This window comes from Microbacterium saperdae (assembly GCF_006716345.1).
Taxonomy (GTDB): domain Bacteria; phylum Actinomycetota; class Actinomycetes; order Actinomycetales; family Microbacteriaceae; genus Microbacterium; species Microbacterium saperdae.
Genome location: NZ_VFOX01000001.1, coordinates 2,102,409 through 2,128,077, shown reverse-complemented (window position 1 = coordinate 2,128,077; position 25,669 = coordinate 2,102,409). Strand labels below are relative to the sequence as shown.

At 68.6% G+C, this 25,669-nt stretch carries 23 protein-coding genes and 1 tRNA gene; 14 read left to right on the top strand and 10 right to left on the bottom strand.

Features of this window, described 5'->3' with window-relative positions:
* Nucleotides 1-13: 13 nt before the first annotated feature.
* Genes FB560_RS10185 through FB560_RS10175 form a run of 3 tightly spaced genes read left to right on the top strand, consistent with a single transcriptional unit; the run spans nt 14 to nt 2,870 of the window.
* Complete coding sequence (locus FB560_RS10185) at nt 14-1,021, top strand: iron chelate uptake ABC transporter family permease subunit (protein ID WP_229673133.1); 1,008 nt, start codon at nt 14-16, stop codon at nt 1,019-1,021.
* Nucleotides 1,018-2,061, top strand: a complete 1,044-nt coding sequence (locus FB560_RS10180) for a FecCD family ABC transporter permease (protein WP_211349960.1) — start codon at nt 1,018-1,020, stop codon at nt 2,059-2,061. The genes FB560_RS10185 and FB560_RS10180 overlap by 4 nt, the downstream gene beginning before the upstream one ends.
* Nucleotides 2,058-2,870 (top strand): ABC transporter ATP-binding protein, encoded by an 813-nt coding sequence (locus FB560_RS10175; RefSeq protein WP_141872250.1) that lies wholly within the window; start codon nt 2,058-2,060, stop codon nt 2,868-2,870. Before FB560_RS10180 ends, FB560_RS10175 begins: the two co-directional genes overlap by 4 nt.
* 43 nt (nt 2,871-2,913) lie before the next feature.
* Here FB560_RS10175 and FB560_RS10170 read toward each other — a convergent pair whose 3' ends face one another.
* From FB560_RS10170 to FB560_RS10160, 3 genes are all read right to left on the bottom strand, one after another.
* A complete protein-coding gene (locus FB560_RS10170) occupies nt 2,914-3,483 on the bottom strand; it encodes a hypothetical protein (protein ID WP_141872249.1) in 570 nt (189 codons plus the stop codon).
* Between the two features lie 20 nt (nt 3,484-3,503).
* The gene (locus FB560_RS10165; protein ID WP_229673134.1) at nt 3,504-4,301 is read right to left on the bottom strand and encodes an inositol monophosphatase family protein; all 798 of its coding nucleotides are present in this window, start codon (nt 4,299-4,301) and stop codon (nt 3,504-3,506) included.
* Between the two features lie 135 nt (nt 4,302-4,436).
* Nucleotides 4,437-4,509, bottom strand: a tRNA-Lys gene (locus FB560_RS10160).
* A 335-nt stretch (nt 4,510-4,844) separates the two neighbouring features.
* Between FB560_RS10160 and FB560_RS10155 the strand changes: the two genes are divergently transcribed.
* Nucleotides 4,845-6,332 (top strand): DUF5979 domain-containing protein, encoded by a 1,488-nt coding sequence (locus FB560_RS10155; RefSeq protein ID WP_141872247.1) that lies wholly within the window; start codon nt 4,845-4,847, stop codon nt 6,330-6,332.
* A gap of 83 nt (nt 6,333-6,415) precedes the next feature.
* On the opposite strand, the gene FB560_RS10150 is transcribed toward FB560_RS10155, so the two are convergent.
* From FB560_RS10150 to FB560_RS10135, 4 genes are read right to left on the bottom strand one after another with little or no spacing between them, the layout of a single operon-like run.
* Nucleotides 6,416-6,898, bottom strand: a complete 483-nt coding sequence (locus tag FB560_RS10150) for a YbaK/EbsC family protein (protein WP_141872246.1) — start codon at nt 6,896-6,898, stop codon at nt 6,416-6,418.
* Nucleotides 6,899-6,931: 33 nt separating this feature from the next.
* The gene (locus FB560_RS10145; protein ID WP_141872245.1) at nt 6,932-8,161 is read right to left on the bottom strand and encodes an MFS transporter; all 1,230 of its coding nucleotides are present in this window, start codon (nt 8,159-8,161) and stop codon (nt 6,932-6,934) included.
* Nucleotides 8,158-8,598, bottom strand: a complete 441-nt coding sequence (locus FB560_RS10140; RefSeq protein WP_141872244.1) for a MarR family winged helix-turn-helix transcriptional regulator — start codon at nt 8,596-8,598, stop codon at nt 8,158-8,160. The genes FB560_RS10145 and FB560_RS10140 overlap by 4 nt, the downstream gene beginning before the upstream one ends.
* A 46-nt stretch (nt 8,599-8,644) precedes the next feature.
* A complete protein-coding gene (locus FB560_RS10135; RefSeq protein ID WP_141872243.1) occupies nt 8,645-9,433 on the bottom strand; it encodes an IclR family transcriptional regulator in 789 nt (262 codons plus the stop codon).
* A 104-nt stretch (nt 9,434-9,537) separates the two neighbouring features.
* Between FB560_RS10135 and FB560_RS10130 the strand changes: the two genes are divergently transcribed.
* From FB560_RS10130 to FB560_RS10120, 3 genes are read left to right on the top strand one after another with little or no spacing between them, the layout of a single operon-like run.
* Nucleotides 9,538-10,311 carry a CoA transferase subunit A gene (locus tag FB560_RS10130; RefSeq protein ID WP_141872242.1) on the top strand — a complete coding sequence of 258 codons (774 nt, stop codon included), beginning with the start codon at nt 9,538-9,540 and terminating at the stop codon, nt 10,309-10,311.
* A 1-nt stretch (nt 10,312) separates the two neighbouring features.
* A complete protein-coding gene (locus FB560_RS10125) occupies nt 10,313-10,984 on the top strand; it encodes a 3-oxoacid CoA-transferase subunit B (RefSeq protein WP_188895146.1) in 672 nt (223 codons plus the stop codon).
* Entirely contained in the window at nt 10,977-12,176 is a 1,200-nt protein-coding gene (locus tag FB560_RS10120) for an acetyl-CoA C-acetyltransferase (RefSeq protein WP_141872241.1), read from the top strand. Before FB560_RS10125 ends, FB560_RS10120 begins: the two co-directional genes overlap by 8 nt.
* A gap of 27 nt (nt 12,177-12,203) precedes the next feature.
* Here FB560_RS10120 and FB560_RS10115 read toward each other — a convergent pair whose 3' ends face one another.
* Nucleotides 12,204-12,482 (bottom strand): hypothetical protein, encoded by a 279-nt coding sequence (locus FB560_RS10115; RefSeq protein ID WP_141872240.1) that lies wholly within the window; start codon nt 12,480-12,482, stop codon nt 12,204-12,206.
* Between the two features lie 9 nt (nt 12,483-12,491).
* Nucleotides 12,492-13,700, bottom strand: coding sequence for an aminotransferase-like domain-containing protein (locus tag FB560_RS10110; protein WP_229673136.1), 1,209 nt, complete (start codon nt 13,698-13,700; stop codon nt 12,492-12,494).
* Between the two features lie 219 nt (nt 13,701-13,919).
* On the opposite strand from FB560_RS10110, the gene FB560_RS10105 reads away from it, so the two are divergent.
* The 7 genes from FB560_RS10105 (at nt 13,920) to ilvC (ending at nt 22,721) form a co-directional block, all read left to right on the top strand.
* Entirely contained in the window at nt 13,920-15,167 is a 1,248-nt protein-coding gene (locus FB560_RS10105; protein WP_141872238.1) for an MFS transporter, read from the top strand.
* Nucleotides 15,168-15,233: 66 nt separating this feature from the next.
* A complete protein-coding gene (locus FB560_RS10100; RefSeq protein WP_188895148.1) occupies nt 15,234-16,643 on the top strand; it encodes an alpha,alpha-trehalose-phosphate synthase (UDP-forming) in 1,410 nt (469 codons plus the stop codon).
* 78 nt (nt 16,644-16,721) lie between these two features.
* Nucleotides 16,722-17,519 (top strand): trehalose-phosphatase, encoded by a 798-nt coding sequence (gene otsB, locus FB560_RS10095; protein ID WP_188895151.1) that lies wholly within the window; start codon nt 16,722-16,724, stop codon nt 17,517-17,519.
* A gap of 9 nt (nt 17,520-17,528) precedes the next feature.
* Nucleotides 17,529-19,247: a dihydroxy-acid dehydratase gene (ilvD, locus tag FB560_RS10090; protein WP_141872235.1), complete on the top strand. Its 1,719-nt coding sequence runs from the start codon at nt 17,529-17,531 to the stop codon at nt 19,245-19,247.
* A 68-nt stretch (nt 19,248-19,315) separates the two neighbouring features.
* Nucleotides 19,316-21,118 carry an acetolactate synthase large subunit gene (locus FB560_RS10085; RefSeq protein WP_141872234.1) on the top strand — a complete coding sequence of 601 codons (1,803 nt, stop codon included), beginning with the start codon at nt 19,316-19,318 and terminating at the stop codon, nt 21,116-21,118.
* A 3-nt stretch (nt 21,119-21,121) separates the two neighbouring features.
* Complete coding sequence (ilvN, locus tag FB560_RS10080) at nt 21,122-21,631, top strand: acetolactate synthase small subunit (RefSeq protein WP_141872233.1); 510 nt, start codon at nt 21,122-21,124, stop codon at nt 21,629-21,631.
* Between the two features lie 61 nt (nt 21,632-21,692).
* Complete coding sequence (gene ilvC, locus FB560_RS10075) at nt 21,693-22,721, top strand: ketol-acid reductoisomerase (protein WP_141872232.1); 1,029 nt, start codon at nt 21,693-21,695, stop codon at nt 22,719-22,721.
* A 75-nt stretch (nt 22,722-22,796) separates the two neighbouring features.
* Here ilvC and FB560_RS10070 read toward each other — a convergent pair whose 3' ends face one another.
* Entirely contained in the window at nt 22,797-25,631 is a 2,835-nt protein-coding gene (locus tag FB560_RS10070) for an FAD-binding and (Fe-S)-binding domain-containing protein (RefSeq protein ID WP_141872231.1), read from the bottom strand.
* Between the last annotated feature and the right edge of the window lie 38 nt (nt 25,632-25,669).

The window sequence follows — 25,669 nt, the reverse complement described above, 5'->3', positions numbered from 1 at the left end:
CGCGGAGCGTCCTGTGACGTCCCGCGGCGCGGCGGCGCGCACGGTCGGCTTCGCGCTCGCACTGCTCCTCCTCGCCCTCTCGGTGCTGCTGAGCCTGATGGTCGGGGCGAAGGCTCTCGCGCCCACGACCGTGATCTCGGCGCTCATCGACTTCGACGGTTCGGATGCGCAGGCCATCGTGCGGGACTCGCGGCTTCCCCGCACGATCGTGGGACTGGTGGTCGGTCCGGCACTCGGCGTGTGCGGCGCACTGATCCAGGCGTTCACCCGCAATCCGCTGGCAGACCCCGGCATCCTCGGCGTGAACGCCGGTGCGACGTTCGCCGTCACCATCGGTGTCGGGCTCCTGGGAGTGCGCGGGCCGAATGCGTACGTGTGGTTCGCGCTGGGGGGAGCGCTCGTGGTGACACTCGTCGTGTATCTGATCGGCGCTGCAGGGCGGGGTGGTCCCTCCGCCGGCCGGATGACGCTCGCCGGCGTCGCGATCGGTGCGGTGCTCAGCGGGATCACGTCGATCGTGATGCTCAAGAACCTGGAGGTCTTCACCATGCTGCGCTTCTGGGGGCTGGGCAGTCTGGGCGGCCGTGACGACAGCGCCGTGGCGATCATCGCGCCCTTCATCGGCGTGGGCCTGGTGATCGCCCTCCTGGTGGCTCGACCCCTCAACGCGATCGCTCTCGGGGATGACCTGGGACGCACTCTCGGTGCGCGGCTGGTGCGCACACGAGTGGTCTCGATCATCGGAGTCACGATCCTCGCGGGCGGGGCGACCGCGCTCGCGGGGCCCATCGCCTTCATCGGACTGATGGTTCCGCACGCCGTGCGCTGGTTCACCGGTCCGGACCAGCGGTGGATCATCGCCTACTCTGCGGTCGTGGCGCCGAGCATGCTCCTGCTCTCGGACGTGATCGGTCGCGTCGTGCTGCCTTCCGGCGAGCTGCAGGTGAGCATCGTCACGGCGATCGTCGGCGCACCCGTGCTGATCGCGCTGGCTCGTCGCAAGCGGGTGAGCGGACTGTGAGCACTGTGATCCATGACGCGTCTCCGCGGACGGTCTCGATCCGCATCGGTCCGGGGATCTGGCGGTGGGAGCGACGTGCCCTGGCGGTTCGGGGCATCCTCATCGTCATCCTCCTGATGGTCGGTGCGGCTTCGCTCGCGATCGGAACCTACCAACTCGACCTGTCGCAAGTGCTCTCGGCTCTCACCGGAGGTGGGGAGGGCAATGTCAGGAAGCTCGTCCTCGAATGGCGTCTACCGCGGGTGCTCTTCGCCGTGCTCGGAGGGCTCGCACTGGGAATCAGCGGGGCGATCTTCCAATCGCTCACGCGCAACCCTCTCGGCAGCCCCGACGTCATCGGCTTCGATGCCGGGTCCTACACCGGCGCGCTCGTGGTCATGCTGGTCCTCGGGAGCGTCTCCTACGCCACGATCGCGACCGGCGCCGTTCTCGGAGGGGTGGTGACCGCCCTCGCGGTGTATCTGCTGGCGTATCGCCGGGGGATACAGGGCTTCCGGTTCATCATCGTCGGAATCGGGGTGTCGGCGTTCCTCGTCGGCATCAACAGCTACCTGCTGATCAGCACCGGAGCGCAGGAAGCGCGTGCCGCCGTCTCCTGGGGTTTCGGTTCGTTCTCCGCGCTCGGCTACGAACAGCTCGTCCCGTTCGTGCTCGTGCTCATCGTGATCCTGCCGCTCGTCGCGATCGTGCGCCGCGGTTTCGCGCAGCTCGAGCTCGGTGACGACGCCGCGAAGGCGGTCGGCGTCGGCGTCGAGCGCTCCCGTCTGACCATGACCGCGCTCGGTGTGGCGCTCACGGCCATCGTGACGGCCGCGGCAGGGCCGATCTCCTTCGTCGCGCTGGTCGCGCCGCAGGTGGTGAGGCGGCTGGTGCGGACTCCTGGCCTCGACGTCGTGAGCGCCGGCCTCATGGGGGCCGTACTGCTCCTCGCCGCGGACTTCGTCGGCCAACGGGTCGACATCACCGTCGGCCTCGTCACCGTCGTCCTCGGCGGAGGGTACTTCGCCTGGTTGCTCATCAAGGAAGGGTTCCGTCGATGACAGAGATCGTCTCGAGTCGTCTGCGCGCTGCGGACGTCACGATCGGCTACGACCGCCGGATCATCTCGACCGACCTGTCGGTCGAGATCCCCGACGGATCGTTCACAGTGATCGTCGGGCCGAACGCCTGCGGCAAGTCAACGCTGCTGCGCGCCCTCTCCCGACTCATTCAGCCTGACGCGGGTCGGGTGATGCTCGATGGGCGCTCGATACACGACTACCGGCCCAAGGAGGTCGCGCGTCGTGTGGGACTGCTCCCGCAGAGCTCTCTCGCCCCGGACGGCATCCGCGTCGCCGATCTCGTGGCGCGCGGGCGGTACCCTCACCAGACGATCCTGCGTCCGTGGTCGGACGAGGACGAGCGCGCGGTTGCAGACGCCATGGCCGCGACCGGCATCGTCGAACTGTCCGATCGCCTCGTCGATGAGCTCTCGGGCGGCCAGCGACAGCGGGTCTGGGTCGCCATGGTGCTCGCGCAGCAGACGCCGCTGCTGTTGCTCGACGAACCCACGACCTTCCTCGACATCGCGCACCAGATCGAGCTGTTGGAGCTGCTCACCGATCTGCACGAGTCGGGGAGCACGCTGGTGGCGGTGCTGCACGACCTCAACCATGCGGCCCGCTACGCCACCCACCTGATCGCCATGAAGGACGGGGCGGTCGTGGCGGAGGGTGCACCGGCGGACATCGTGACGGCGGAGCTGGTGGAAGAGGTGTTCGGGCTGCCCTGCGTGGTTGTGCCGGATCCGATCACGGGCAAGCCGAGCGTGGTGCCGATCGGACGGGTGCGGTCGGCGCGTTCCGACTGAGATCGGCCGGCGGGGGCGCGCTCATCGTGCACCCGGAGGCGATTCAGCCGGCCCACTCGATCAGGACCAGCCCTTGACGGGTGTCGGCGAGCTTCACCCACCCGTCGTGGAACAGGTACGTCATGCCGTAGCCGTCCTCGTCGGTGCCCATCGAATACTGGGGATCCTCGGTGATGTAGGTACCCTCAGGGCCATCTTCGCGGGTCCACCCGGAGGCCAGGAGCGCGGTCTGGGCTGATGCCGCGTCTTCGGGCGTGATCGCCGACCAGCCGTAGAGCTGACCATGGTCCGAGCCGACCGCGTAGTCCGCCCAGAAGCACAGCAGGCCCTCGGTGAGTGTGACGTCGCCGATCACGAACTCCTTCGGCTTCGCCGTCCAGCCGGCCGCTGTCAGCGCCTCGACGGTGCCGGCCGAGATCATCGATTCGCAGGAGATCTCGGCGGCCGGCTCTTCGGTGGCGGGAGTGTCGATCGGCTCGGTCGTCGCGCGCGGTGTCGGACTCGCTGCCTCAGCGGTCGGTGACGGCGCGGGCGCGGCGGGGCCGGCGCACCCGGTGAGGGCGGCGAGGAGAAGGAAGGCTCCCGCTGTCGCGGAGGTGATGCGGGGGATCATCGCGGGCCTCATGGTTCGGATCAGTCGTGCAACAGGGAGAGGAACGCCTCGTGGAGGATGCCGTTGGTTGCGAGCGTCGATCGAGCCGAGATCGTCTCAGAACCGTCGTAGGCGGTCATCCGTCCGCCGGCCTCGCGCACGATCGGGACGGCCGCAGCGATGTCGTACTCCTTCACATCGAACTCGGCGACCATCTCGAGCCGTCCCTCTGCGAGCAGCATGTACGAGTACACATCGCCGTAGGCGCGATCCCGCCAGATGCGGGACGAGAGGCGCACGAGATCGTCGAGGTGCCCGGCATCAGCCCACTGGGCGATGCTCTGGAAGCTCGCGCTCGCGTCGTCCAGCGTCGCGACGGCCGAGACCCCGAGCTGCCGAGGTCCTGTCTCGGTGGCCGTCCACGCGCCGGCGCCCGTGGAAGCCCACCAGCGCCGTCCGAGCGCCGGCATGCTGACCACGCCGACCTGTGGGACTCCATCGATCGCGAGAGCGATCATGGTGCCCCAGAGCGGGACGCCGCGCAGGAAGTTCGCCGTGCCGTCGATCGGATCGATGATCCACTGCCGATGCGTGTCGCCCTCTGCTCCGAACTCCTCGCCGAAGATGCCGTCGTCCGGCCGCTCGACGGCCAGGAGCGCGCGGATCGCCCGCTCCGTCGCGAGGTCCGCGTCGGTGACATGCGAGTTGTCGGCTTTGGTCGAGATCACCAGATCGGCGGCATCGAACCTCGGCAGCGACTGCGCGTCGGCCGCATCGGCGAGCCGGAGGGCGAGATCGAGGTCTGCGCGAAGGGCGTCAGCGGGGGAGGAGACGGTCACGGATACAGGATATCGCCCGCCTCGATCCGGAACGTCGTGCGGCGTCATGGAGCGGGGATGCGGAATCTGCCGTGCAGCACGGCAGGAAGCAGAAAAGCCTCACGAATCTGGCGAGAGATTCGTGAGGCTGATCCGTGCACCCCCTCGGACTTGAACCGAGAACCCACTGATTAAGAGTCAGTTGCTCTGCCGATTGAGCTAGAGGTGCGTTTTCCGGGATGACCCCGGCCGAGGAATTACATTACCAGTCGACGGGCGGCATGTGAAATCGAGGGCGGAAAGGCGTGGTCGCCCCAGCGATTCTCGCTCCGTGACCACGTTCAGTGCTCGCGTTCCGGGCGGCTCCCTCGCGACCACTCCGAGGTCGATCTGCAGACGAGTTCGTCGTCGCCGCGACGTGTTCCGGTATATCGCGTAACGCCTGCGCCTTCCCGTGGTCTCATAACCGGGGTCTCTGCGCAGGCAGAGTCGAAAGGTGACTGGAGGACAACACCTATGCGAAAGCAGATACGGCGCGCGTCGCGCGTTCGAACGATCGGGACGGTGGTCACGACGGCGATCGTGGCCGTGGCGACCATGACGGGCTGGGGTGCCTCGGCAGCGATGGCCGCCGACTACGACTATCCCGCGGCCATCGATCCGGCATCGATCGTCGTGACGACCGCGGACGGGAGTAGCGGTACCACCGTCAATGAGCATCTTCGAGTGGACGCGGGCTGGGCGGTGCCGGACGGTGCCGTCTCCGGGCAGACCTTCGGATTCACGCTGCCCGCCCAATTCGCGGGATACACGGGGGCATTCTCGGTTCCTGCCGACGATGATCCGTCTGCGACCGTCGCAGACTGCACGGTCTCCGAGGACAGCCCGCCCGTGGTCACCTGTACGCTCACGGACTACGTCGACGGACGAACGGATATCTCGGGGTCGCTCTGGTTCCTCGTGTCGGCCGTCGAGGAGACGACGGACACGACCGTCGATTTCGAGGTGGACGGCACGATCGTGCCCGTGCCGATTCCCGGCGGAGGCATCGTCGGGGAGCCCGTGCCGACCGAGCCCGAGAAATGGTCGTGGCAGACAGCGGATGGCCGGCTCGCCTGGCAGCTCATGATCCCCGGTGCGCAGTTCGCCGGGGCGGGCTCGCTGTCGATCGATGACACCCTGACGCCGCCGGGGGCAGGCGTGGGCGAGCACCACAACATCGACGGTGCACTCAGCGTGTGGAGCACCGACACGGCAGGCCAGGATCGTGGGACGATCACCGCCTGGACGGGCGGTTGGGACGCCACCGGCAGCTCCTTCCATCTCGAGATCGCAGGCCCGATCGATCCGGCGCGCAACTACGTCGTGAAGTACTACACCGTGCCGATCGACGGCGCCACGGGAGACTCGTTCTCGAATGTCGCCGATATCGCGGGAGTCATCGTCCGTGCCACTCAGGTCTGGACCGCGACGGGAGGGGGAAGCGGAACCGGCGGGACGACAGGCGGCTTCTCGATCCAGAAGGTGCTCGCCGGCGACGGCGCGGAGAGCGTGCCTGCGGGTACGACGTTCGACGTGGCGTACTCCTACGGCGACCCCGTCGTGCGCAAGGTGCTCGAGGTGACGGTGGGGGCGCCGGCGACCAGCATCGCGCTGCCTCGCGGCACGATCATCACTCTCGAGGAGATCGACCTGCCGGCGATCGATGGCGTGACCTGGGGGACGCCGACGTTCGGCGGGAGCGGCGTGCGCTCTCTCGCCGACGGCACCGCAGAGATGACGATCGTCGCTGGTTCGGCGGTCGCCATCACTCTGACCAACACCGCGACCCCGGTCGTGCCCCCGACGACGCCCCCGCCGACGAACCCGCCGACGCCGGCGACGCCCGTCGTTCCGACCCCGCCGAGTGAGCTGCCGCTCACGGGTGGACTCGCCTCGACCGGAAGCGACGTTCCTGCCGGGCTCCTGTGGGCCGGTGGAGCGGTGATGCTCCTCGGGCTCGCATTGACCGGTGGAGCGGCCCTCAGGAGGCGTGTGCGCCGCGAGGGATGACGCGTCGGACCGCGCTCCGCGCCCGGCCACCCGATGCCGGGCGCGGAGACGCTCCGGATTCTCGCGAGAGGCGGAGACGCACGTCAGGCGACCGGGATCACGATTCCCGATGTCAGTGCCACGAGTTGCGCGAAGGTCAGCGACATCACGGTGTGCGGGTGCCCGGCGGCAGCCCATACGGTGTCGTGCTGGCGGAGCGCCTCATCGATGTACGTGCGGATCGGCGCGGGGTGCCCGACCGGTGCCACGCCCCCGATGGCCTGGCCGGTGACGGCGCGCACGGTCGCGGCGGGTGCCATCACGACAGCGTCGACGCCGATCTCAACGGCGAGGATCGCGACGTCAGCCCGGTGCCCTCCGCTGGTCATCACCAGCACCGGCTCGTCGTCGGCGAGGAACACCAGGCTGTTCGCGATCGCGGAGACCGTGCACCCGATCGCCGCTGCGGCTTGCGGCGCCGTTCTCGCGGAGTCCGGAAGGACGCGGATCTCGGCGTCGACCCCAGCCTCTGCGAGATGCTGGTGGACCACTCTGCTGCGCTCCGGGAGCGCGGACACATCGATCATCGCCCCACCGTATCCAATCCGCCCGTCGTGTGATCAGGCGGCGTCGCCGACCAGGATCGCCGCGGCGTCCTCGGCCGGAACATCCGCGGGTTCATCGTCGATGTGGGCCAGCACGCGTCGGCCGAGGAACACCGTGAGCGCGGCGATCAGCACGGCCGCAGCGGCGAACAGATACGGCACGGTGGCGTTGAACGCGTGCCACAGCAGAGCGGCGATGGGGGGAGCCATGGCGCCGCCGAGGAAGCGGACGGCGGAGTACGACGAGGAGGCGACGGAGCGAGGCAGGTCGGTCGCCTCCATGACGGCCTCGGTCAACACGGTGTTCATGACGCCGAGGAGAAGGCCGCCGATCACGATGCAGACGACCAGCGCCGCGGGGTTCGCGACCAGCAGACCTGCCACGATGAGATCCACCGCGAGCAGAGGCAGCACGAGCAGGATGATGCGCGTGCGAGGCATCCTGCGCATCAGGGCCGGCGCCACCCACACGCTCGTGACCGCCAGAGCGACCCCCCAGCCGAAGAAGGTGAGACCGATTCCCATCGCGCCGAAGCCGAGAGGGAAGGGCGAGAAGGCGAGGAGCACGAAGAAACCGATGTTGTAGAACAGTGCGGCAACGGCGAGTACCGCGAGTGCCGGGCGTCGCAGCGCCGTGAAAGGTGCGGAGAACGGCACGGGTACACGCTTCTCCGACGAGCCGCGCACGAGTACGAGCACGGCGACGAAGGCGATCGCCATCAGGACGACGACCCCGAAGAACGGGCCGCGCCAGCTCTGCTCGCCGAGCAGCCCTCCCAGGAGGGGGCCGATCGCGATTCCGAGGCCGAGGGCGGCCTCGTACAGCACGATGGCGGCGCTGCTGCCTCCGGATGCGGCGCCGACGATCGTCGCCAGGGCCGTCGAGATGAACAGGGCGTTTCCGAGCCCCCAGCCGGCTCGGAAGCCGATGACGGCGTCGACGCTCCCGCTCAGGGCGCAGAGGAGCGCGAAGACCACGATCAGTGCGAGACCGATCAGCAGCGTGGCCTTGGCGCCGATGCGACTCGAGATCCAGCTCGTCACGAGCATCGCGAGTCCCGTCACCAGCAGGTAGCTGGTGAAGAGCAGCTCGGTCTCGACCGGCGATGCTTGGAGGGATTCGGCGATGGCCGGGAGGATGGGATCGACCAGGCCGATGCCCATGAAGGCGACGACGCACGCGAAGGCGACCGCCCAGACTTGGGCCGGCTGCTTCCACGGGGATGCGGTGGCGGCGGTGTTCAACGTGCTGCTCCTGTCTTGTCTGCGTTGTCGGTGTGCGTGGAGAGGATCTCGGCAGCCCGTATCAGAACGCCCCACTCCTCGTCGCTCACTCCGGCGAACCGCGGAGCGAGCGTGTCGCGGAACTCGGCGCGCCATGCCTGCAATGCAGCGGATCCGGCAGGGGTGACCTCCACGACGGTCGCCCGCGAATCGGCGGGGTCCGGGGAGCGGAGGACGAGCTCCTCGCGCTCCAGCACGCCGATGAGTCTCGTCATGCCGGGTTGAGTCGTCCGAGCCGCACTCGCGAGCTCGCCCACGCGCTGAGAGCCCTGCTGGTCGAGCAGGCTCAGCACCCGCCACTGCGCCGCGGGCGCCTCGTTGCCGGCGTCCTGCGCGGCGATGCGGGCGAGCGCATACGCGGAGAGCACGATCGACGGGATCACGTCCAAACGATTCATACCAAGAAGTATATACCTAATGGTATGAAAATGGCGCCGGTCGGACTCAGCGTCGGGCGTTGGCGATCCGTGCGGAGAGCTCGTGGGCGTGCGCGAGGAGCGTGCGACCGAGTTGCGCCATGCGGTCGGGGCCGAAGCGGAACTCGACGCCCGTGAGGCTCAACGCCCATTCCGGTCTGCCCGCTCGATCGAAGACCGCGGCGCCGATGCCCCAGCTTCCTTCCACGATGAGACCGGGATTGATCGCGTAGCCGCGCTCTTTCGTCTCGGCCAGGCGAGTGCGGAGGGGGCGCTCGCCGTGCGTCCCGCCCCAGGTGTTGTCGAGATCGGGATGGCGCTCGAGATACGTATCCACATCGTGGTCAGGTAGGAAAGCCAGGATGGCCAGACCGGCGCTCGCGACGCCCAGCGGGAAGCGGACACCCTCGCTGAGCACGAAGGAGCGAATCGGGAACGCTCCCTCCTCGCGGAGCAGGCAGACGGTCTCATCCGCGCGGCGCGCGGAGAAGAAGGCGCTCTCCTCGGTCTTGACGGCGAGCGACCGGACGATGTCGCGTGCCAGACCGGTGACGTCGTACCTCGTCGCGGCGACGGAGCCCATCAGGAACAGCTCGGGGCCGGGCATCCAGCGCGTGCTGTCGGCGTCGCGATCGACCAGTCCCTCGGCCTTCAGCGCGGTCAGGAGGCGATGTGCGGTCGAGCGGGAGAGGCCGGCATCCCGCGCGAGATCGTGGAGTGCCGCTCCCTCCGCGCCTCCGGCCGTGACGAGGCGGAGCAGATGCGCTGCGCGCGCGATCGACTGCGCACCGGGGATGCCTGCCGCAATGGATTCCATATTGTGGACGGTACTGCGCGAAGCGCCCACATCGCAAGAACCGGCTTCCGCTGCGGCCCGGTGCGCGTCAGGCTGGACGCAGGACGCGTTTCGAAGGAGTGCACGTGATCGACAAGCAATGGTCAACAGCTGCCGAGGCGGTCGCCGACATCCCGGACGGCGCATCGCTGGCGGTGGGCGGCTTCGGCCTCTCCGGTAACCCGATCGCTTTGATCGAGGCGCTGCTGGCGCAGGGCACCTTTGATCTGAGCGTCGTCAGCAACAACTGCGGCGTCGACGACTGGGGTCTGGGAGTGCTGCTCGGAGCTCACCGGATCCGCAAGATGACCTCCTCGTACGTGGGAGAGAACAAGGAGTTCGAGCGTCAGTTCCTCAGCGGAGAGCTCGAGCTCGAGCTCACCCCTCAGGGGACGCTCGCCGAGAAGCTCCGAGCCGGCGGATCGGGCATCGCGGCGTTCTACACCCAGACCGGTGTCGGGACCCAGGTGGCGGAGGGCGGCCTGCCGCGGCGCTACAACCCGGACGGCACGATCGCCGTCGCCTCGCCGACCAAGGATGTGCGCACCTTCGACGTCGATGGTGCGCCGCGCGACTTCGTGCTGGAGGAGGCGATCACGACCGACTTCTCGCTCGTGCACGCCCTGGCTGGTGACCGGCACGGCAACCTGATCTTCAACAAGGCCGCCCGCAACTTCAACCCACTGGCGGCCATGGCCGGACGCATCTGCATCGCCCAGGTCGAGCGGCTCGTAGAGCCCGGCGAGCTGGACCCCGATCGCGTGCACCTGCCCGGCGTGTACGTGCACCGGATCGTCGAGGTCGGTACAGACATCCCCAAACGCATCGAACGGCGCACCGTCGCCGCGGAAGGAGCCTGACATGGCGCTCACACGCGACGAGATGGCGGCGCGCGCCGCGGCGGAACTCCGGGACGGGGCATACGTGAACCTCGGGATCGGCCTTCCCACGCTCGTTCCCAACCATGTGCCCTCCGACGTGACGGTGGTGCTGCAGTCCGAGAACGGCATCCTCGGTGTCGGCCCGTACCCCCACGAGGATGCCGTCGACCCCGACCTCATCAACGCCGGCAAGGAGACGGTCACGGTGCTCCCGGGGGCGGCGTACTTCGACTCGGCGGCCAGCTTCGGGATGATCCGCGGCGGCAAGATCGACGCGGCCATCCTCGGTGCCATGCAGGTCTCCGCGACGGGTGATCTCGCGAATTGGATGATCCCGGGGAAGATGGTCAAGGGACCCGGCGGTGCCATGGACCTCGTGCACGGTGCCGGCACCGTGATCGTGCTGATGGAGCATGTCGCGAGAGACGGCTCGGCGAAGATCGTGGACGAGTGCTCGCTGCCGCTCACCGGACGCGGAGTCGTGGACCGCATCATCACCGATCTCGCGGTGATCGACGTGACCGTGAAGGGTCTCGTGCTGATCGAGACCGCGCCGGGGGTGAGCATCGACGAGGTCGTCGCAGCCACACAGCCGCCGCTGATCATCCCGGACGCGCTCCGGAACGCAACGACAGGAGTGGACAATGACTGACAACCGACTCACCACCGACGACATCGTGATCGTCGCCGCCGCACGCACCCCGCAGGGCCGCCTGAAAGGCCAGCTCTCGGCGTTCACGGCGCCGCAGCTCGGATCCTTCGCGATCAGCGGCGCCCTCGCACAGGGAGCGGTGGATCCCTCGGCCGTCGACGCCGTGATCGTCGGACAGGTGCTCGCCGCGGGGTCAGGACAGAACGCCGCGCGACAGGCCGCCATCGGCGCCGGCATCGGATGGGATGTCCCGGCGCACTCCGTGAACAAGGTCTGCCTCTCCGGGCTCACGGCGATCATCGACGCCGCGCGCATGATCCGCACCGGCGACGCGCAGGTGGTCGTCGCCGCAGGCATGGAGTCGATGACGCGCGCGCCGCACCTGCTCATGGGCTCGCGCGAAGGATGGGCGTACGGCAGCGTCGAGGTGCTCGATCACATGGCGTTCGACGGGCTCACCGACGCGTACGACAAGGAGAGCATGGGAGCATCCACCGAACGGCACAACGCCCGCTACGAGCTCACCCGCGCCGCTCAGGACACGGTGGCCGCGCTGTCGCACCAGCGCGCAGCAGCTGCTCGGGAAGCCGGCGTGTTCGACGCCGAGATCGTCCCCGTCGAGGTGCCCCAGCGTCGGGGCGCCCCGATCACGGTGACCGCGGATGAGGGTGTGCGGCCGGAGACCACGCTCGAGACGCTCGCGGGGCTCCGCGCCGCGTTCGCCGAGGGCGGTTCGATCACGGCCGGGAACTCCTCGCCGATCTCCGATGGTGCGTCAGCGGTCGTCGTGACCTCACGGACGCGCGCGGATGCCGAGGGCTGGACGGTCCTGGTGACGGTAGGAGCGAGCGGACAGACTGCCGGACCGGACAACTCCCTGCAGGCGCAGCCGGCTCGGGCGATCGAGCAGGCGTGCGAGAAGCAGGGCATCAGTCCCGCGGATCTCGATCTGGTCGAGATCAATGAGGCCTTCGGCGCGGTGGTCGCACGCTCCCAGCTCGAGCTCGGGCTGGACTCCGACGTCGTGAACATCCACGGAGGCGGCATCGCGATCGGTCATCCGATCGGCGCTTCGGGGAATCGTCTCGTGGTGCACCTGGCGCACGAACTCGCTCGGCGGGGGAGCGGCACCGCTGCTGTCGGTCTGTGCGGTGGCGGCGGCCAGGGCGAGGCGCTCATCCTGACTCGCTGATCGGCCCCCCGACGGCCGGTGCGTCGCTCAGTTCGCGCTGTTCCCGAGCTGCTTCGCCGCCTTCTTCATGGTCTTCGCGCTCTTCTTCGCCTTCTTGGAGGTGAGGGGGGAGTCGTCGGCGACCGGTCGGCCCTGCCGTGAGCGGTAGGTGTCGATGACACTGCCGATGGCGAGGGCGAGCGTGATGCCCCAGCTCACCCAGGCGAGCACGGCGCGCCACGTGATGGGGGTGTCGCGGGAGCCGCGCAGCAGCGAGGCGCCCGCGGTGATCGCGCCGATGAGTCCCGTGCCGAAAAGGTAGTTCATGCCTTCACGCTACCCGGCCCCGCCCCAGGCCGCACCGAGCCTTGACAAGCCCGTGCGGATGGTGTCGGGCTCGTAGGTGGTGAAGGAGAGTCGCAGAGTGCGCTCGTCGGCAGGGCCCGCGAAGAACGGCGCGCCGGGGACGAACGCGACGTCGCGCGCCAGGGCGTCGGGCAGAGCAGCGGCAGCGTTCCGGCCTTCGGGAAGTCGGACCCAGACGAACATCCCGCCGTCAGGGCTGTTCCAAGTGGTGCCAGACGGCATCGCTGCGGGCAGGGCAGCGAGCATCGCGTCGCGGCGTTCCCCGTATGCGCGGCGGATGACTTCCAGCGCCGGCTCGCCTCGCCCGGAGAGCAGATAGTGGGCAGCAGCCGCCTGGTCGATCGTCGACGTGTGCAAATCGGCGGCCTGCTTGGCGATGAGGACCGTGGGGTGCAGATCCTTCGTCGTACGGATCCATCCGATGCGCAGACCCGGTGCGATGACCTTGGAGAAGCTGCCGAGACTCAGCACGTGCTCGGGCGCGAATGAGGCGAGAGACGGGAGCGGCTCACCGGAGTAGCGGAGCTGCCGATACGGCTCGTCCTCGATGATGCGGAAGCCGTGGCGGCGGGCGGACGCCGCGATCCGGGCTCGGGCGTCCACACCGTGGCTTCGTCCCGTCGGGTTCTGGAACGTGGGGACCGTGTAGAAGAACTTCGGGGCGTGCTCCGCGGCCAGCCGCTCGAGTGCCTCCAGATCGAGTTCCTCACCGGCGTAGGGGACGCCGATCACGCGTGCACCCGCCAGAGCGAAGGTCTGCAGGGCTGCGAGATAGCAGGGCTCCTCGACCAGGATGGTGTCGCCCGGATCAAGCAGGCACGTCGCCAGCAGCCCCAGCCCCTGCTGAGAGCCCGTCGTGATGATCAGGTCGGCCGCGCTCGTCGGCAAACCGTCCGCGGAGTAGCGTCTGGCCACCTCCTCGCGCAGCGCCCGGTTGCCCTCGGAGGTCGAGTACTGCAGCACGCTCCGCGTACGGAGCACCTCGTCGTACGAGGATCGGATGCCGTCGAGGTCGAACAGCTCGGGCGCGGGGAGGCCGCCGGCGAACGAGATCACCTCTGGGCGCTCCGTCAGTGCGAGCAGGTCGCGCACCGGTGAGGTCTTCGCCGCACCTGCTCGCTGCGAGCGGCCGGGAAGGGCACGGGCGAGCTCATCGGAACGCACGGAAACAGACGTCACGGATCCTCCTCGGGAGCGGGCGGGTGCCGACAACGATAGTGGTGCCGGAGGTCGGCCCGTGCACGTGTTTCGCACGATTCCCAGCCGTGCGCGCCCGGTACCCGCTACCATGGGGGAGTCGCGGCAGGTCCGCGGCCGCACACCGTGTATCTACCGGCCGTCGGCTTTTCGACGGACAGCGGCGGCACCCGACTTCGCGTCTTCGGGCGCGCGAGAGCCATGACCCAGACGCACACCTCCGCCGAGCCGACCCTCTTCCGGATCGCCGGCTTCCCCTACTTCCTGATCGCCTTCATCGCGCGGTTGCCGTTCGCCATGATGGTCGTCGGTGTCCTCACCGTCGTCGTCTCCGCGCGCGGCTCGTTGTCGCTCGGGGGACTGACCTCCGCGGCGGTCGGTCTCGGAACGGCCTGTTTCGGACCACTGCTCGGCGCTGCGGCCGACCGCTTCGGGCAGCGCGTGGTGCTGCTCATCGTCGCCCTGGCCAACGGCACGATGCTGTTCCTCTTCACCGTCGTCGTCTACGGCGAGTCGGCGGATGCCCTCGTGCTCATCGCGGCGATCGGCATCGGGGCGACCGCTCCGCAGGTGTCGCCGCTGTCGCGCTCTCGCCTGGTGACACTCATCCGCGAGCGTGTGGAGGACAGCCGTCAGCCGCGCACGGTCTCGGGCACCATGGCCTACGAGTCCGCCGCAGATGAGACCGTGTTCGTGTTCGGGCCCTTCATCGTCGGCATCCTGGCATCGGCCATCGCTCCGTGGGCGCCGCTGGTCGGTGCCGCCGTCCTGACCGTGGTGTTCGTCGGGGCGTTCGCCCTGCACCCCAGCGCCCGCCACGTCTCGCGCGAGCGCGGTGAAGACGGCAAGGCGCTGTCGCCGGTGTCGGAGCTGTTCCGACCGCAGCTCCTCGTCGTGATCCTCGGCATCCTCGGCGTCGGCATCTTCTTCGGCACCATGCTCACGTCGCTGACTTCTTTCATGGCCGATCGTGACGCGGCGGAGCAGGCAGGTCTGCTGTACGGGGTCATGGGTGTCGGATCCGCCATCCTCGCTCTGGGAGTCGCCTGGCTGCCGCCGGCGTTCTCGCTGCGCGCGCGCTGGCTGGTCTTCTCGGGCATCCTGCTGGCCGGTTCGCTGCTGCTCGGTCTGGTCGACTCGCCCGCGATGATGATGCTCGCCCTCGCGATCATGGGGATCGGCATCGGACCGACGCTGGTCACCCAGTACAGCTTCGGCGCGGCGCTCAGTCCTCTCGGCCGTTCCGCCACTGTCATGACGATGCTGGGTTCCGGAATCGTCGTCGGCCAGTCGATCGGCGCCGCCGTGGCGGGGGAGATCGCCGAGAGCGTCGGTACCTCCGCCGCCCTCGTGCTGCCGATGTTCGCGGCAGCCGTGGCCTTCGGTGCCGGGCTGTTGAACTGGGTGCTCAGCAGCTCCCGTCGGCGTCGGCGCACCGTCGCGGCCTGAGCGTCGGGCGCCGGGCGGCCGACAACCTCGATAGCCTGAGAGCTACCGCTGGCGTGAGGAGTCATCTTGGTCGCTGCAGATTTCGTGGTCGTAGCCAACCGGCTGCCGGTCGACAGAGTGGAAGGCCCTGACGGCGAGGTGGGATGGCGGACGTCGCCCGGCGGCCTGGTCGCGGCACTCGAGCCGATGATGCGGAACGTGAACGGCGCCTGGGTCGGATGGGCGGGGCAGGCCGACACCGAGATGGAGCCGTTCGAGAACGGCGGGATCAACCTCATCCCCGTCCCGCTCAGCGCCTCGGAGGTCGCCGAGTACTACGAGGGCTTCGCGAACGACACCATCTGGCCGCTGTACCACGACGTGATCGCCCCACCGCAGTACCACCGGGAATGGTGGGATGCCTATGAGACCGTGAATCGTCGATTCGCGGAGGCCGCGGTGGCCGCCGTGGCGCAGGACGGCACGGTGTGGGTGCACGACTACCAGTTGCAGCTCGTGCCGCAGATGGTGCGGGAGCTGCGTCCCGACGTGACGATCGGATACTTCCATCACATCCCGTTCCCCGCGCACGGCCTGTACGCGCAGCTGCCCTGGCGCGACCAGGTGCTGCGCGGTCTGCTCGGCGCCGACGTGATCGGGTTCCAGCGCGCGCAGGACGCGACCTACTTCCTCACCGCAGTGCGGCGTCGGTTGCGGTACGAGGTGAAGGGCGCGCACGTCACAGTCCTCGAAGCCGATGGCAGCACCCGCACTGCCGTCGCCCGCGCCTTCCCGATCTCGATCGACACGGCTCCGTACATCGAGCTCGCCCAGCGAGAGGACGTCAAGGCGCGGGCCGCTGAGATCCGCGCGAGTCTGGGCAACCCCGCACGCATCCTGCTCGGCGTCGACCGCCTGGACTACACGAAGGGCATCCGCCACCGCATCAAGGCGTATGGAGAGCTCCTCGCCGAGGGGCGGCTCAAGGTCGAGGACGTCACGCTCGTGCAGGTGGCCAGCCCGAGCCGGGAGCGCGTGGACGCCTACGTGCACCTGCGCGACGAGATCGAACTCGCGGTGAGCCGCATCAACGGCGACACCGACACGATGGGGCACACCGCGATCCGCTACCTGCACCAGGGGTACCCGCGGGAGGAGATGGTGGCGCTGTACCTGGCCGCCGACGTGATGCTCGTCACGGCCCTCCGTGACGGTATGAACCTGGTCGCCAAGGAATACGTCGCGACGCGGGCGGACAACCGCGGCGTGCTGGTGCTGAGCGAGTTCACCGGAGCGGCGGACGAACTGCGCCAGGCGGTGCGCGTGAACCCTCACGACATCGAGGGAGTGAAGGACGCGATCATGACGGCCGTCGAGATGTCGCCCTCCGAGCAGTCGCGGCGGATGCGCTCGCTGCGTCGCCGGGTGCTCGACAACGACGTGGATGCCTGGTCGTCGTCGTTCCTGAAGGCGCTGGCCGAGGTCCACCCGCGCTGAACACGTCGCCGCGGCGCGGGCGGCCATACTGGAGAACACCCCCTGCTACTGATGAACCCTGCTGAGAATGGAGACCCTGTGACGCGCGTGTGGACCCCCGGAGCGCCCGATGCCGATGTGAGTGCGGTGGCCGCCACCGAGCGGCTCGTGGTCGCCCTCGACTTCGACGGCACGGCATCGCCGCTGGTCCCGGACCCGATGGCCGCGCGCGCTCTTCCCGAGGTCGCCGCACAGGTGGCACGGCTCGCGGCGCTTCCGAACACGGTCGTCGCCTATGTCTCGGGTCGCAGCCTCCATGACCTCCGAGAGATCACCGAGCACGAGGACGACTCCCTGATCGTGCTCGCCGGCTCGCACGGCGCGCAGTACTGGTTCCCCGGCGATGGCGAGGCCGATGCGGCCGGGGATCCCACCGACGACGGCGCCCGTGAGGAACTCTGGGCCGCGGCGCGCCCCATCATCGAACGGTATGAGGGCGCGGAGTTCGAACCGAAGACGTTCGGCATGGGCGTGCACACACGTCGGGCCGACCGCGAGGTCGAGAAGCAGGTCTTCGCGGAGATCGACGCGCTCGTCGCCGAGCGGTTCCCGCACTGGCGCCGCCGCGCGGGGCACCGTGTGCTGGAGTTCTCCTCCCGCACGGAGGGGAAGGATGCCGCGATGGCGACTCTGCGTGAGCGACTCGGCGCCACCGGCATCGTCTTCGCAGGGGACGATGTGACAGACGAGGATGCGATGCGCGTGCTCGGCGACGGCGACCTCGGCGTGCGCGTCGGACCCGGCGAGAGCGCAGCGGCGATCCGTGTGGAGAACCCACAACAGATGGCCCTCCTTCTGGAGGCGCTGGCGGACGAGCGAGCCGCGCTGCAGGAATAGACTTCCTGCATGTCCTCGAACGAGTCGGCCCCCCACGCGCCCATCGACATCAAGCCCCGTAGCCGCGTCGTCACGGACGGCATCGAGGCGACCACCTCCCGCGGCATGCTCCGTGCCGTCGGCATGGGAGACGCGGACTGGGAGAAGCCCCAGATCGGCATCGCCTCGAGCTGGAACGAGATCACCCCGTGCAACCTGAGTCTGGATCGTCTCGCTCAGGGCGCGAAGGAGGGTGTGCACTCCGGTGGGGGATACCCGCTGCAGTTCGGCACGATCTCCGTCTCGGACGGCATCTCCATGGGTCACGAGGGGATGCATTTCTCCCTGGTGTCGCGTGAGGTGATCGCGGACTCCGTCGAGACCGTGATCATGGCGGAGCGGCTGGACGGCTCCGTGCTCCTCGCCGGCTGCGACAAGTCGATCCCCGGCATGCTCATGGCCAGTGCACGGCTGGGACTCTCCAGCGTGTTCCTGTATGCCGGATCCATCGCACCCGGTTGGGTGAAGCTCTCGGACGGCACCGAGAAGGACATCACGATCATCGACTCGTTCGAAGGCGTCGGCGCCTGCCGCGCTGGTCGGATGACGGAAGAGGACCTCAAGCGCATCGAGTGCGCCTTCGCCCCCGGCGAGGGCGCGTGCGGCGGGATGTACACCGCGAACACGATGGCGTCTGTCGCCGAAGCACTGGGCCTGAGCCTGCCCGGCTCCGCCGCCCCGCCTTCGGCGGACCGTCGCCGCGACTACTTCGCGCACCGGTCCGGCGAGGCCGTGGTGAACCTGCTCCGTCAGGGGATCACCACCAAGGACATCCTGACGAAGGAGTCCTTCGAGAACGCGATCGCCCTCGCGATGGCGCTCGGCGGCTCGACCAACGTCGTGCTGCACCTGCTCGCGATCGCCCGCGAGGCCGAGATCGAGCTCAGCCTGCATGACTTCAACCGCATCGGCAGCAAGACGCCGCACGTGGCCGACATGAAGCCTTTCGGCAAGTACGTCATGAACGACGTCGACCGGCACGGCGGCATCCCGGTGATCATGAAGGCGATGCTCGACGAGGGACTGCTGCACGGCGACGCGCTCACGGTGACGGGCAAGACGGTCGCCGAGAACCTCCGCGATCTGAACCCCGACCCGGTCGACGGCGACGTCATCCACTCGTTCGACAACCCGATCCACGCCTCCGGTGGCATCACGATCCTGCATGGCTCGTTCGCCCCGGAGGGCGCTGTCGTGAAGTCGGCAGGCTTCGACGCCGACGTCTTCGAAGGTCCCGCCCGTGTGTTCGAGCGCGAGCGCGGCGCGATGGATGCCCTCGCCGCGGGCGAGGTCAAGGCCGGAGACGTCGTCGTGATCCGCTACGAAGGACCCAAGGGCGGGCCGGGCATGCGCGAGATGCTCGCCATCACCGCGGCCATCAAGGGCGCGGGACTCGGAAAAGATGTACTACTCTTGACGGACGGACGATTCTCAGGCGGCACAACCGGCCTGTGCATCGGCCACATAGCACCCGAAGCGGTGGACGCAGGTCCCATCGCCTTCGTGCGCGATGGTGATCTGATACGGGTCGATATCGCAGCTCGCTCTCTCGACCTACTCGTCGACGAGGCGGAGCTCGCCTCCCGCCGCTCTGGCTGGGAGCCGCTTCCCCCGCGCTATACCCGTGGCGTCCTTGCCAAGTACTCGCGTCTCGTGCGGTCTGCCGCAGAGGGCGCGACCACCGGCTGATCCTTCGACTTCGTTCAGGTTCACCCGCCGGATGACTTCGGCTCCACAGACCACCATGAAGGAACATCATGACTGCTGATTCCGTCTCGGCCGTGCCGAGACCACCCGCCCGCCAGTCCGCCGCGCCGGAGATCACCGGTGCCGAAGCCGTCGTCCGCTCCCTCGAGCTGCTCGGGGTGACCGATGTGTTCGGCCTGCCCGGTGGGGCGATCCTTCCCGTCTACGACCCGCTGATGGACGCCGAGGATCTGCGTCACATCCTCGTCCGCCACGAGCAGGGCGCTGGCCACGCCGCCGAGGGCTACGCCTCCGCGTCCGGCAAGGTCGGCGTGTGCATCGCGACCTCCGGACCCGGCGCGACCAACCTCGTCACGGCGATTGCCGACGCCTACATGGACTCGGTGCCGCTCCTCGCGATCACCGGCCAGGTGTTCTCGACCCTCATGGGAACGGACGCCTTCCAGGAGGCCGACATCGTCGGCATCACGATGCCGGTCACCAAGCACTCCTTCCTCGTGAAGGACGCGGCCGAGATCCCCGGTGCGATCGCCGCCGCCTACGAGATCGCGTCGACCGGTCGTCCCGGCCCCGTGCTCGTGGACATCACGAAGGACGCGCAGCAGGCCACCGCGCCGTTCGTCTGGCCGCCGAAGATCGACCTGCCCGGCTACCGTCCCGTCACGAAGGCGCACGGCAAGCAGATCCAGGCAGCAGCCGCTCTGCTCGCCTCGGCCAAGAAGCCGGTGCTCTACGTGGGCGGCGGAGTGATCCGCGGTCGCGCCTCCGCCGAGCTGCTCGAGCTCGCCGAGTCCACCGGCGCGCCGGTCGTGACGACGCTCATGGCCCGCGGTGCCTTCCCCGACTCGCACCCGCAGCACCTGGGCATGCCCGGTATGCACGGAACCGTGCCCGCTGTCCTGGCGCTGCAGGAGGCCGATCTCCTGGTGTCGCTCGGAGCCCGCTTCGACGACCGCGTGACCGGCAAGGCGGCGCTCTTCGCGCCGAACGCCAAGGTCGTGCACGTCGACATCGACCCCGCCGAGATCTCCAAGATCCGCATGGCCGACGTGCCGATCGTGGGCGACGTGCGCGACGTCCTGACCGACCTCGACGCCGCCTTCCGGGGCGCGACCGAGGGTGCCAAGCCCGACATCGAGGAGTGGTGGTCGTACCTCGACGGACTGCGCACTGAGTTCCCGCTCGGCTACGCACCCACGACCGACGGGCTGCTGGCCCCGCAGTACGTGATCCAGCGGATCGGTGAGCTCACCGGACCGGAGGGCATCTACGCGGCCGGCGTCGGTCAGCACCAGATGTGGGCCGCACAGTTCATCAAGTACGAGCGTCCGAACGCCTGGCTGAACTCCGGGGGAGCGGGCACCATGGGGTACTCCGTGCCCGCGGCGATGGGCGCGAAGGTCGCAGAGCCCGATCGCGTCGTGTGGTCGATCGACGGCGACGGCTGCTTCCAGATGACCAATCAGGAGCTCGCCACCTGCGCGATCAACAACATCCCGATCAAGGTCGCGATCATCAACAACTCCTCGCTCGGCATGGTGCGCCAGTGGCAGACGCTGTTCTACGACGGGCGTCACTCCAACACCGACCTGAACACCGGGCACGGCACGATCCGCATCCCCGACTTCGTGAAGCTCGCAGAGGCCTATGGCTGCCTCGCGATCCGCGTGGAGAAGGAGGAGGAGGTCGACGCCGCGATCCAGCTGGCTCTCGAGACCAACGATCGCCCCGTCGTGATCGACTTCGTCGTCAGTGCCGACTCCATGGTGTGGCCGATGGTTCCCCAGGGCGTCAGCAACAGCTACGTCCAGTACGCGCGTGACCACGCGCCTTCGTTCGATGAGGAGGTCTGAGACATGTCGACCCACGTGCTGAGTCTGCTGGTGGAGGACCGTCCCGGTCTTCTGACCCGCGTCGCCGGTCTGTTCGCCCGTCGCGGCTTCAACATCGAATCCCTCGCGGTCGGCGTGACCGAGGTCCCGGGCATCTCCCGGATCACCGTCGTGGTCGACGTCGACGAGCTCCCACTCGAGCAGGTGACCAAGCAGCTGAACAAGCTGATCAACGTCATCAAGATCGTCGAGCTCGACTTCTCGACGTCCGTGCAGCGCGAGCACATGATGGTCAAGGTGCGTACCGACAACGCGACGCGGTCCAACGTCATCGAGGTCGTCAACCTGTTCCGTGCCTCCGTCGTCGACTACGCGCCGGATGCGCTCGTCGTCGAGGTGACCGGTGACAAGGGCAAGGTCGAGGCGCTGCTGAAGGCGCTCGAACCCTTCGGCATCAAGGAGATCGCCCAGTCCGGCCTCCTCGCCATCGGGCGCGGCGGCAAGAGCATCAGCGAGCGCGTCCTGCGCGGCTGAACCACCCCAGAACTCAGGGACCGATCGGTCCCGCATCAACCACGAACAAGGAGAAACACACGTGAGCACCGAGATCTTCTACGACGCCGACGCCGACCTGTCCCTGATCCAGGGCAAGAAGGTCGCGATCGTCGGTTACGGTTCGCAGGGTCACGCCCACGCGCAGAACCTGCGCGACTCGGGTGTCGAGGTCGCCATCGCGCTCAAGGAGGGCTCCAAGTCCGCCGCGAAGGCCGAAGAGGCCGGCTTCCCCGTCAAGACCGTCGCCGAGGCGACCGAGTGGGCCGACGTCATCATGATCCTCGCGCCGGACCAGCACCAGCGCACGATCTACAGCGAGTCCATCGCCCCGAACCTGACCGCCGGCAAGACCCTGGCGTTCGCGCACGGCTTCAACATCCGCTTCGGCTACATCGACGCCCCGGAGGGGGTCGACGTGATCCTCGTTGCCCCGAAGGCTCCGGGTCACACCGTCCGTCGCGAGTTCGTCGCCGGTCGCGGCATCCCGGACATCATCGCCGTCGAGCGTGACGCATCGGGCAAGGCCTGGGACCTCGCGCTCTCGTACGCGAAGGCCATCGGCGGTACCCGCGCCGGTGTCATCAAGACGACCTTCACGGAAGAGACCGAGACCGACCTGTTCGGCGAGCAGGCCGTGCTCTGCGGTGGCGTGAGCCACCTCGTGCAGGCCGGTTTCGAGACGCTGACCGAGGCGGGCTACCAGCCGCAGATCGCGTACTTCGAGGTGCTGCACGAGCTCAAGCTGATCGTCGACCTGATGTGGGAGGGCGGCATCGCCAAGCAGCGCTGGTCGATCTCCGACACCGCCGAGTTCGGCGACTACGTCTCGGGCCCGCGCGTCATCGACGCACGCGTCAAGGAGAGCATGCAGGGCGTGCTCGCCGACATCCAGTCGGGTGCGTTCGCGAAGCGCTTCATCGACGACCAGGACAACGGTGCCGAGGAGTTCCTCGCGCTGCGCGCCAAGGAAGAGCAGCACCCGATCGAGGTGACCGGCAAGGAGCTGCGTTCGCTCTTCGCGTGGAAGCAGCAGGACGAGGACTACATCGACGGTTCGGCTGCACGCTGAGTTGATCGGTTGATCTGATTCACGAAGAACGGGCGTCCCGAGAGGGGCGCCCGTTCTTCGTCGTCCGGCCTGGTCTCAGCCCCGCGTGAGCTCCTCGAGAACCTCGACCACGTGGCGATAGGGCTGGCCGGTCGCGCGGGTCATGCCGATCTCGCAGGTGCGGTTCGCCGAGACGAACGCGTCGAAGCCGCCTCGATCGGCATCCGCGGCGCGGACCTCTGCCGATTCGACCTCGGTCGCACTGGCGGTGAGCTCAGGGTGCAGCATGCCGCGGTCGCCCGCGAACGCGCAGCATCCCCAGCCGTCCGGCACGAACACATCGGATGCCACGGCCGCAGCGATCTCCGTGAGCGCACCGGTCGCTCCCAGCGCGGTCGTCGAGCAGGTCGGATGCACAGCGACGCTGTCGAGCTTGGCCGACACGGTCACGCGGGGGAGCACCTCCCTGGCGATGTAGGTCGTCGCGTCCTCGATCACGAGCGCGGCGTACTCCGGATACTCGGCCACGGACTTCGCGAGCATGGTGTGCAGGCCCTCGGTGCAGGAGGCCGCGTCGCACACGACCGGGAGCTCGCCCTGTCGACTGGCCGCCCACAGGGATGAGAGCACGCGCTCCGTCATCCGGTCGTAGCCGGCGAGGTGGCCCTTCGACTTCCACGGGGTGCCGCAGCACATCCCGCCGGTGTCTTCGGGGATCACCACGGCGATCCCGGCGCGGTCGAGCAGCGCGCGCACCGCGTCGCGCGAGCCTTCGCCATGGCCCTCAGCTCCGAACATGGTGCCGATGCAGGCGCCGAAGAACACCGCTTGTGCATCGGCAGGGTTCTGCGCCGCCGGTGCTCTGGTGCCGCCGCGCGGGAGTCCGCCGTCGTAGAGCGGCACGGTGTCCGCGCCGAGGACGGCGCGGCCGACCTGCGTGACACCCTTCACGAGGGGGGCGGGCATCGCGGCGGCGAAAGTCAGCGCAGTGCCGCCGACGCGCGTCACGGCCCCCCATCCCTTCGCTGCGGCATCCCACACCGTGTCCTCGATCTTCGACGACTGCTCGGCGCGCAGACGTCGCACCAGGTCGCCGGTGTTGATGTCGACGGGACAGGCCACGCCGCACATGCCGTCGACGGCGCACGTCTGCACGCCGTCGTAGTCGTAGTCCGCCTGCAGATCCTGCAGCAGTGCCGTATCGCCCTGTTCCTCGGCCCAGGCCATGTCGCGCCGGATCACGATGCGCTGGCGCGGCGTGAGGGTGATGCTCTTGCTCGGACAGGTCGGCTCGCAGTACCCGCACTCGACGCAGCGGTCGACTTCACTCTCCACTGTGGGCACACGCTTGAGATCGTGCAGATAGGAGTCGGGGTCGTCGGAGAGCACCACGCCCGGGTTGAGGATCAGATCGGGATCGAAGAGGCGCTTGATCTCCCACATCATGTCGGTCAGCTCATCGCCGTACTGTCGGCGGACGAACGGCGCCATGATCCGGCCGGTCCCGTGCTCGGCCTTCAACGAGCCCTGCTGGCCGAGTACCAGCTCGACGAGGTCGTCCGTGAAGCGCCGATAGCGAGCGACGCTGTCGGCGTCGTCGAAGCGCTCGTTCAGCAGGAAGTGCACGTTGCCGTCTTTGGCATGGCCGAAGATGACGGAGCCCTCGTACCCGTGTTCCGCGAACAGCTCGATCAGCCGCTCGCAGGTGACCAGCAGCCGATTGACGGGCACCACGATGTCCTCGAGGAGAGCGGTGGTGCCGGAGGGGCGCGCGCCGGCGACCGCCGTGTAGAGGCCCTTGCGCACATGCCAGAGGGCGGCGCGCTCGGCGGCATCGGTGGTGAGCTTCGGCGTCACGGCGAGCGGCAGGGCCTCGAAGTGCGCCTGAGCAACCGCGCGGGAGGCGGTCAGCGCTTCGGCATCCGCGGCGTGCACCTCGACGAGGAGTGCGGCGTGACCTCGGACCTCGATCTCGGCGATGGTCGCGGGAACGTCGCTCAGCCCTTGGGCGACGCGGAGGGAGGCGGCATCGAGCAGCTCGATCGTCGCGAGTCCGAGATCGGTCAGTGCGGGCAGAGCTGCCATGGCGGCGGAGAGCGTCTCGAACACGAGCAGTCCGGTCGCGATGGCGGAGCGTACCTCGATCGTGCGGAATGTCGCCTCGGCCACGAAGGCGAGCGTGCCCTCGGAGCCGATGATCAGGTGCTCGAGGATGCGCACCGGATCGTCGAAGTCGAGCAGCGCGTTGAGGCCGTATCCCATCGTGTTCTTCATGGAGAACTGCTGGCGCAGGAAGGCCACATGATCGGGTGATGCCAGCAGCCGCTCACGCAGCGCGAGCAGCCCCTCGGCGAGGGCGGGCTCGGCCGCGCGCAACTGGGCGTTCGCGTCGGCAGCACCGGTGTCGAGGATCGTTCCGCTGGGGAGCACCACGCGCAGCGAGCGGATGGTCCGATAGGAGTTCTCGGTGATGCCGCACGCCATGCCACTGGAGTTGTTCGCCACCACGCCGCCGATCGTGCAGGCGATCTCGCTGGCGGGGTCGGGGCCGAGCTTGCGCCGGTATCGGGTGAGGCGGGTGTTGACCTGGCGCACGGTCGCGCCGGGGCCGACGCGCACCGTCGCCCCCTCGTCCTCGACGTGGATGTCGCGGAAGTGGCTGCGGGTGTCGACGAGGATGTCTCCGCTGACGCCCTGGCCGGAGAGGCTGGTGCCGCCGGAGCGGAAGGTGAGGGTGCGACCGGCCTGACGCACTGCTCCGAAGGCCCGTGCGACGCCCTCGGCATCGGCGGGGGAGAGCACGGCGTCGGGGATCAGCAGATAGTGCGAGGCATCGTGCGCCCGGGCGAAGCGATCGATCGACCGTGAGTGCACCTGAGTCGATGGCCCGAGAAGGGCGGGATCCAGGGGTTCGGCGAGGGTGGTCGGCACGGTGCTCCTCTGCTCCGTCGGAAGATTGTCTGACAAGT

Excerpts from the sequence above, each read along its gene's own strand:
- FB560_RS10175 (WP_141872250.1), top strand. The coding sequence starts at position 2,058 with ATGACAGAGATCGTCTCGAGTCGTCTGCGCGCTGCGGACGTCACGATC.
- FB560_RS10170 (WP_141872249.1), bottom strand. The coding sequence starts at position 3,483 with ATGATCCCCCGCATCACCTCCGCGACAGCGGGAGCCTTCCTTCTCCTC.
- FB560_RS10150 (WP_141872246.1), bottom strand. The coding sequence starts at position 6,898 with ATGATCGATGTGTCCGCGCTCCCGGAGCGCAGCAGAGTGGTCCACCAG.
- FB560_RS10140 (WP_141872244.1), bottom strand. The coding sequence starts at position 8,598 with ATGAATCGTTTGGACGTGATCCCGTCGATCGTGCTCTCCGCGTATGCG.
- FB560_RS10135 (WP_141872243.1), bottom strand. The coding sequence starts at position 9,433 with ATGGAATCCATTGCGGCAGGCATCCCCGGTGCGCAGTCGATCGCGCGC.
- FB560_RS10125 (WP_188895146.1), top strand. The coding sequence starts at position 10,313 with ATGGCGCTCACACGCGACGAGATGGCGGCGCGCGCCGCGGCGGAACTC.
- FB560_RS10120 (WP_141872241.1), top strand. The coding sequence starts at position 10,977 with ATGACTGACAACCGACTCACCACCGACGACATCGTGATCGTCGCCGCC.
- FB560_RS10115 (WP_141872240.1), bottom strand. The coding sequence starts at position 12,482 with ATGAACTACCTTTTCGGCACGGGACTCATCGGCGCGATCACCGCGGGC.
- FB560_RS10105 (WP_141872238.1), top strand. The coding sequence starts at position 13,920 with ATGACCCAGACGCACACCTCCGCCGAGCCGACCCTCTTCCGGATCGCC.
- ilvD (WP_141872235.1), top strand. The coding sequence starts at position 17,529 with ATGTCCTCGAACGAGTCGGCCCCCCACGCGCCCATCGACATCAAGCCC.
- FB560_RS10085 (WP_141872234.1), top strand. The coding sequence starts at position 19,316 with ATGACTGCTGATTCCGTCTCGGCCGTGCCGAGACCACCCGCCCGCCAG.
- ilvN (WP_141872233.1), top strand. The coding sequence starts at position 21,122 with ATGTCGACCCACGTGCTGAGTCTGCTGGTGGAGGACCGTCCCGGTCTT.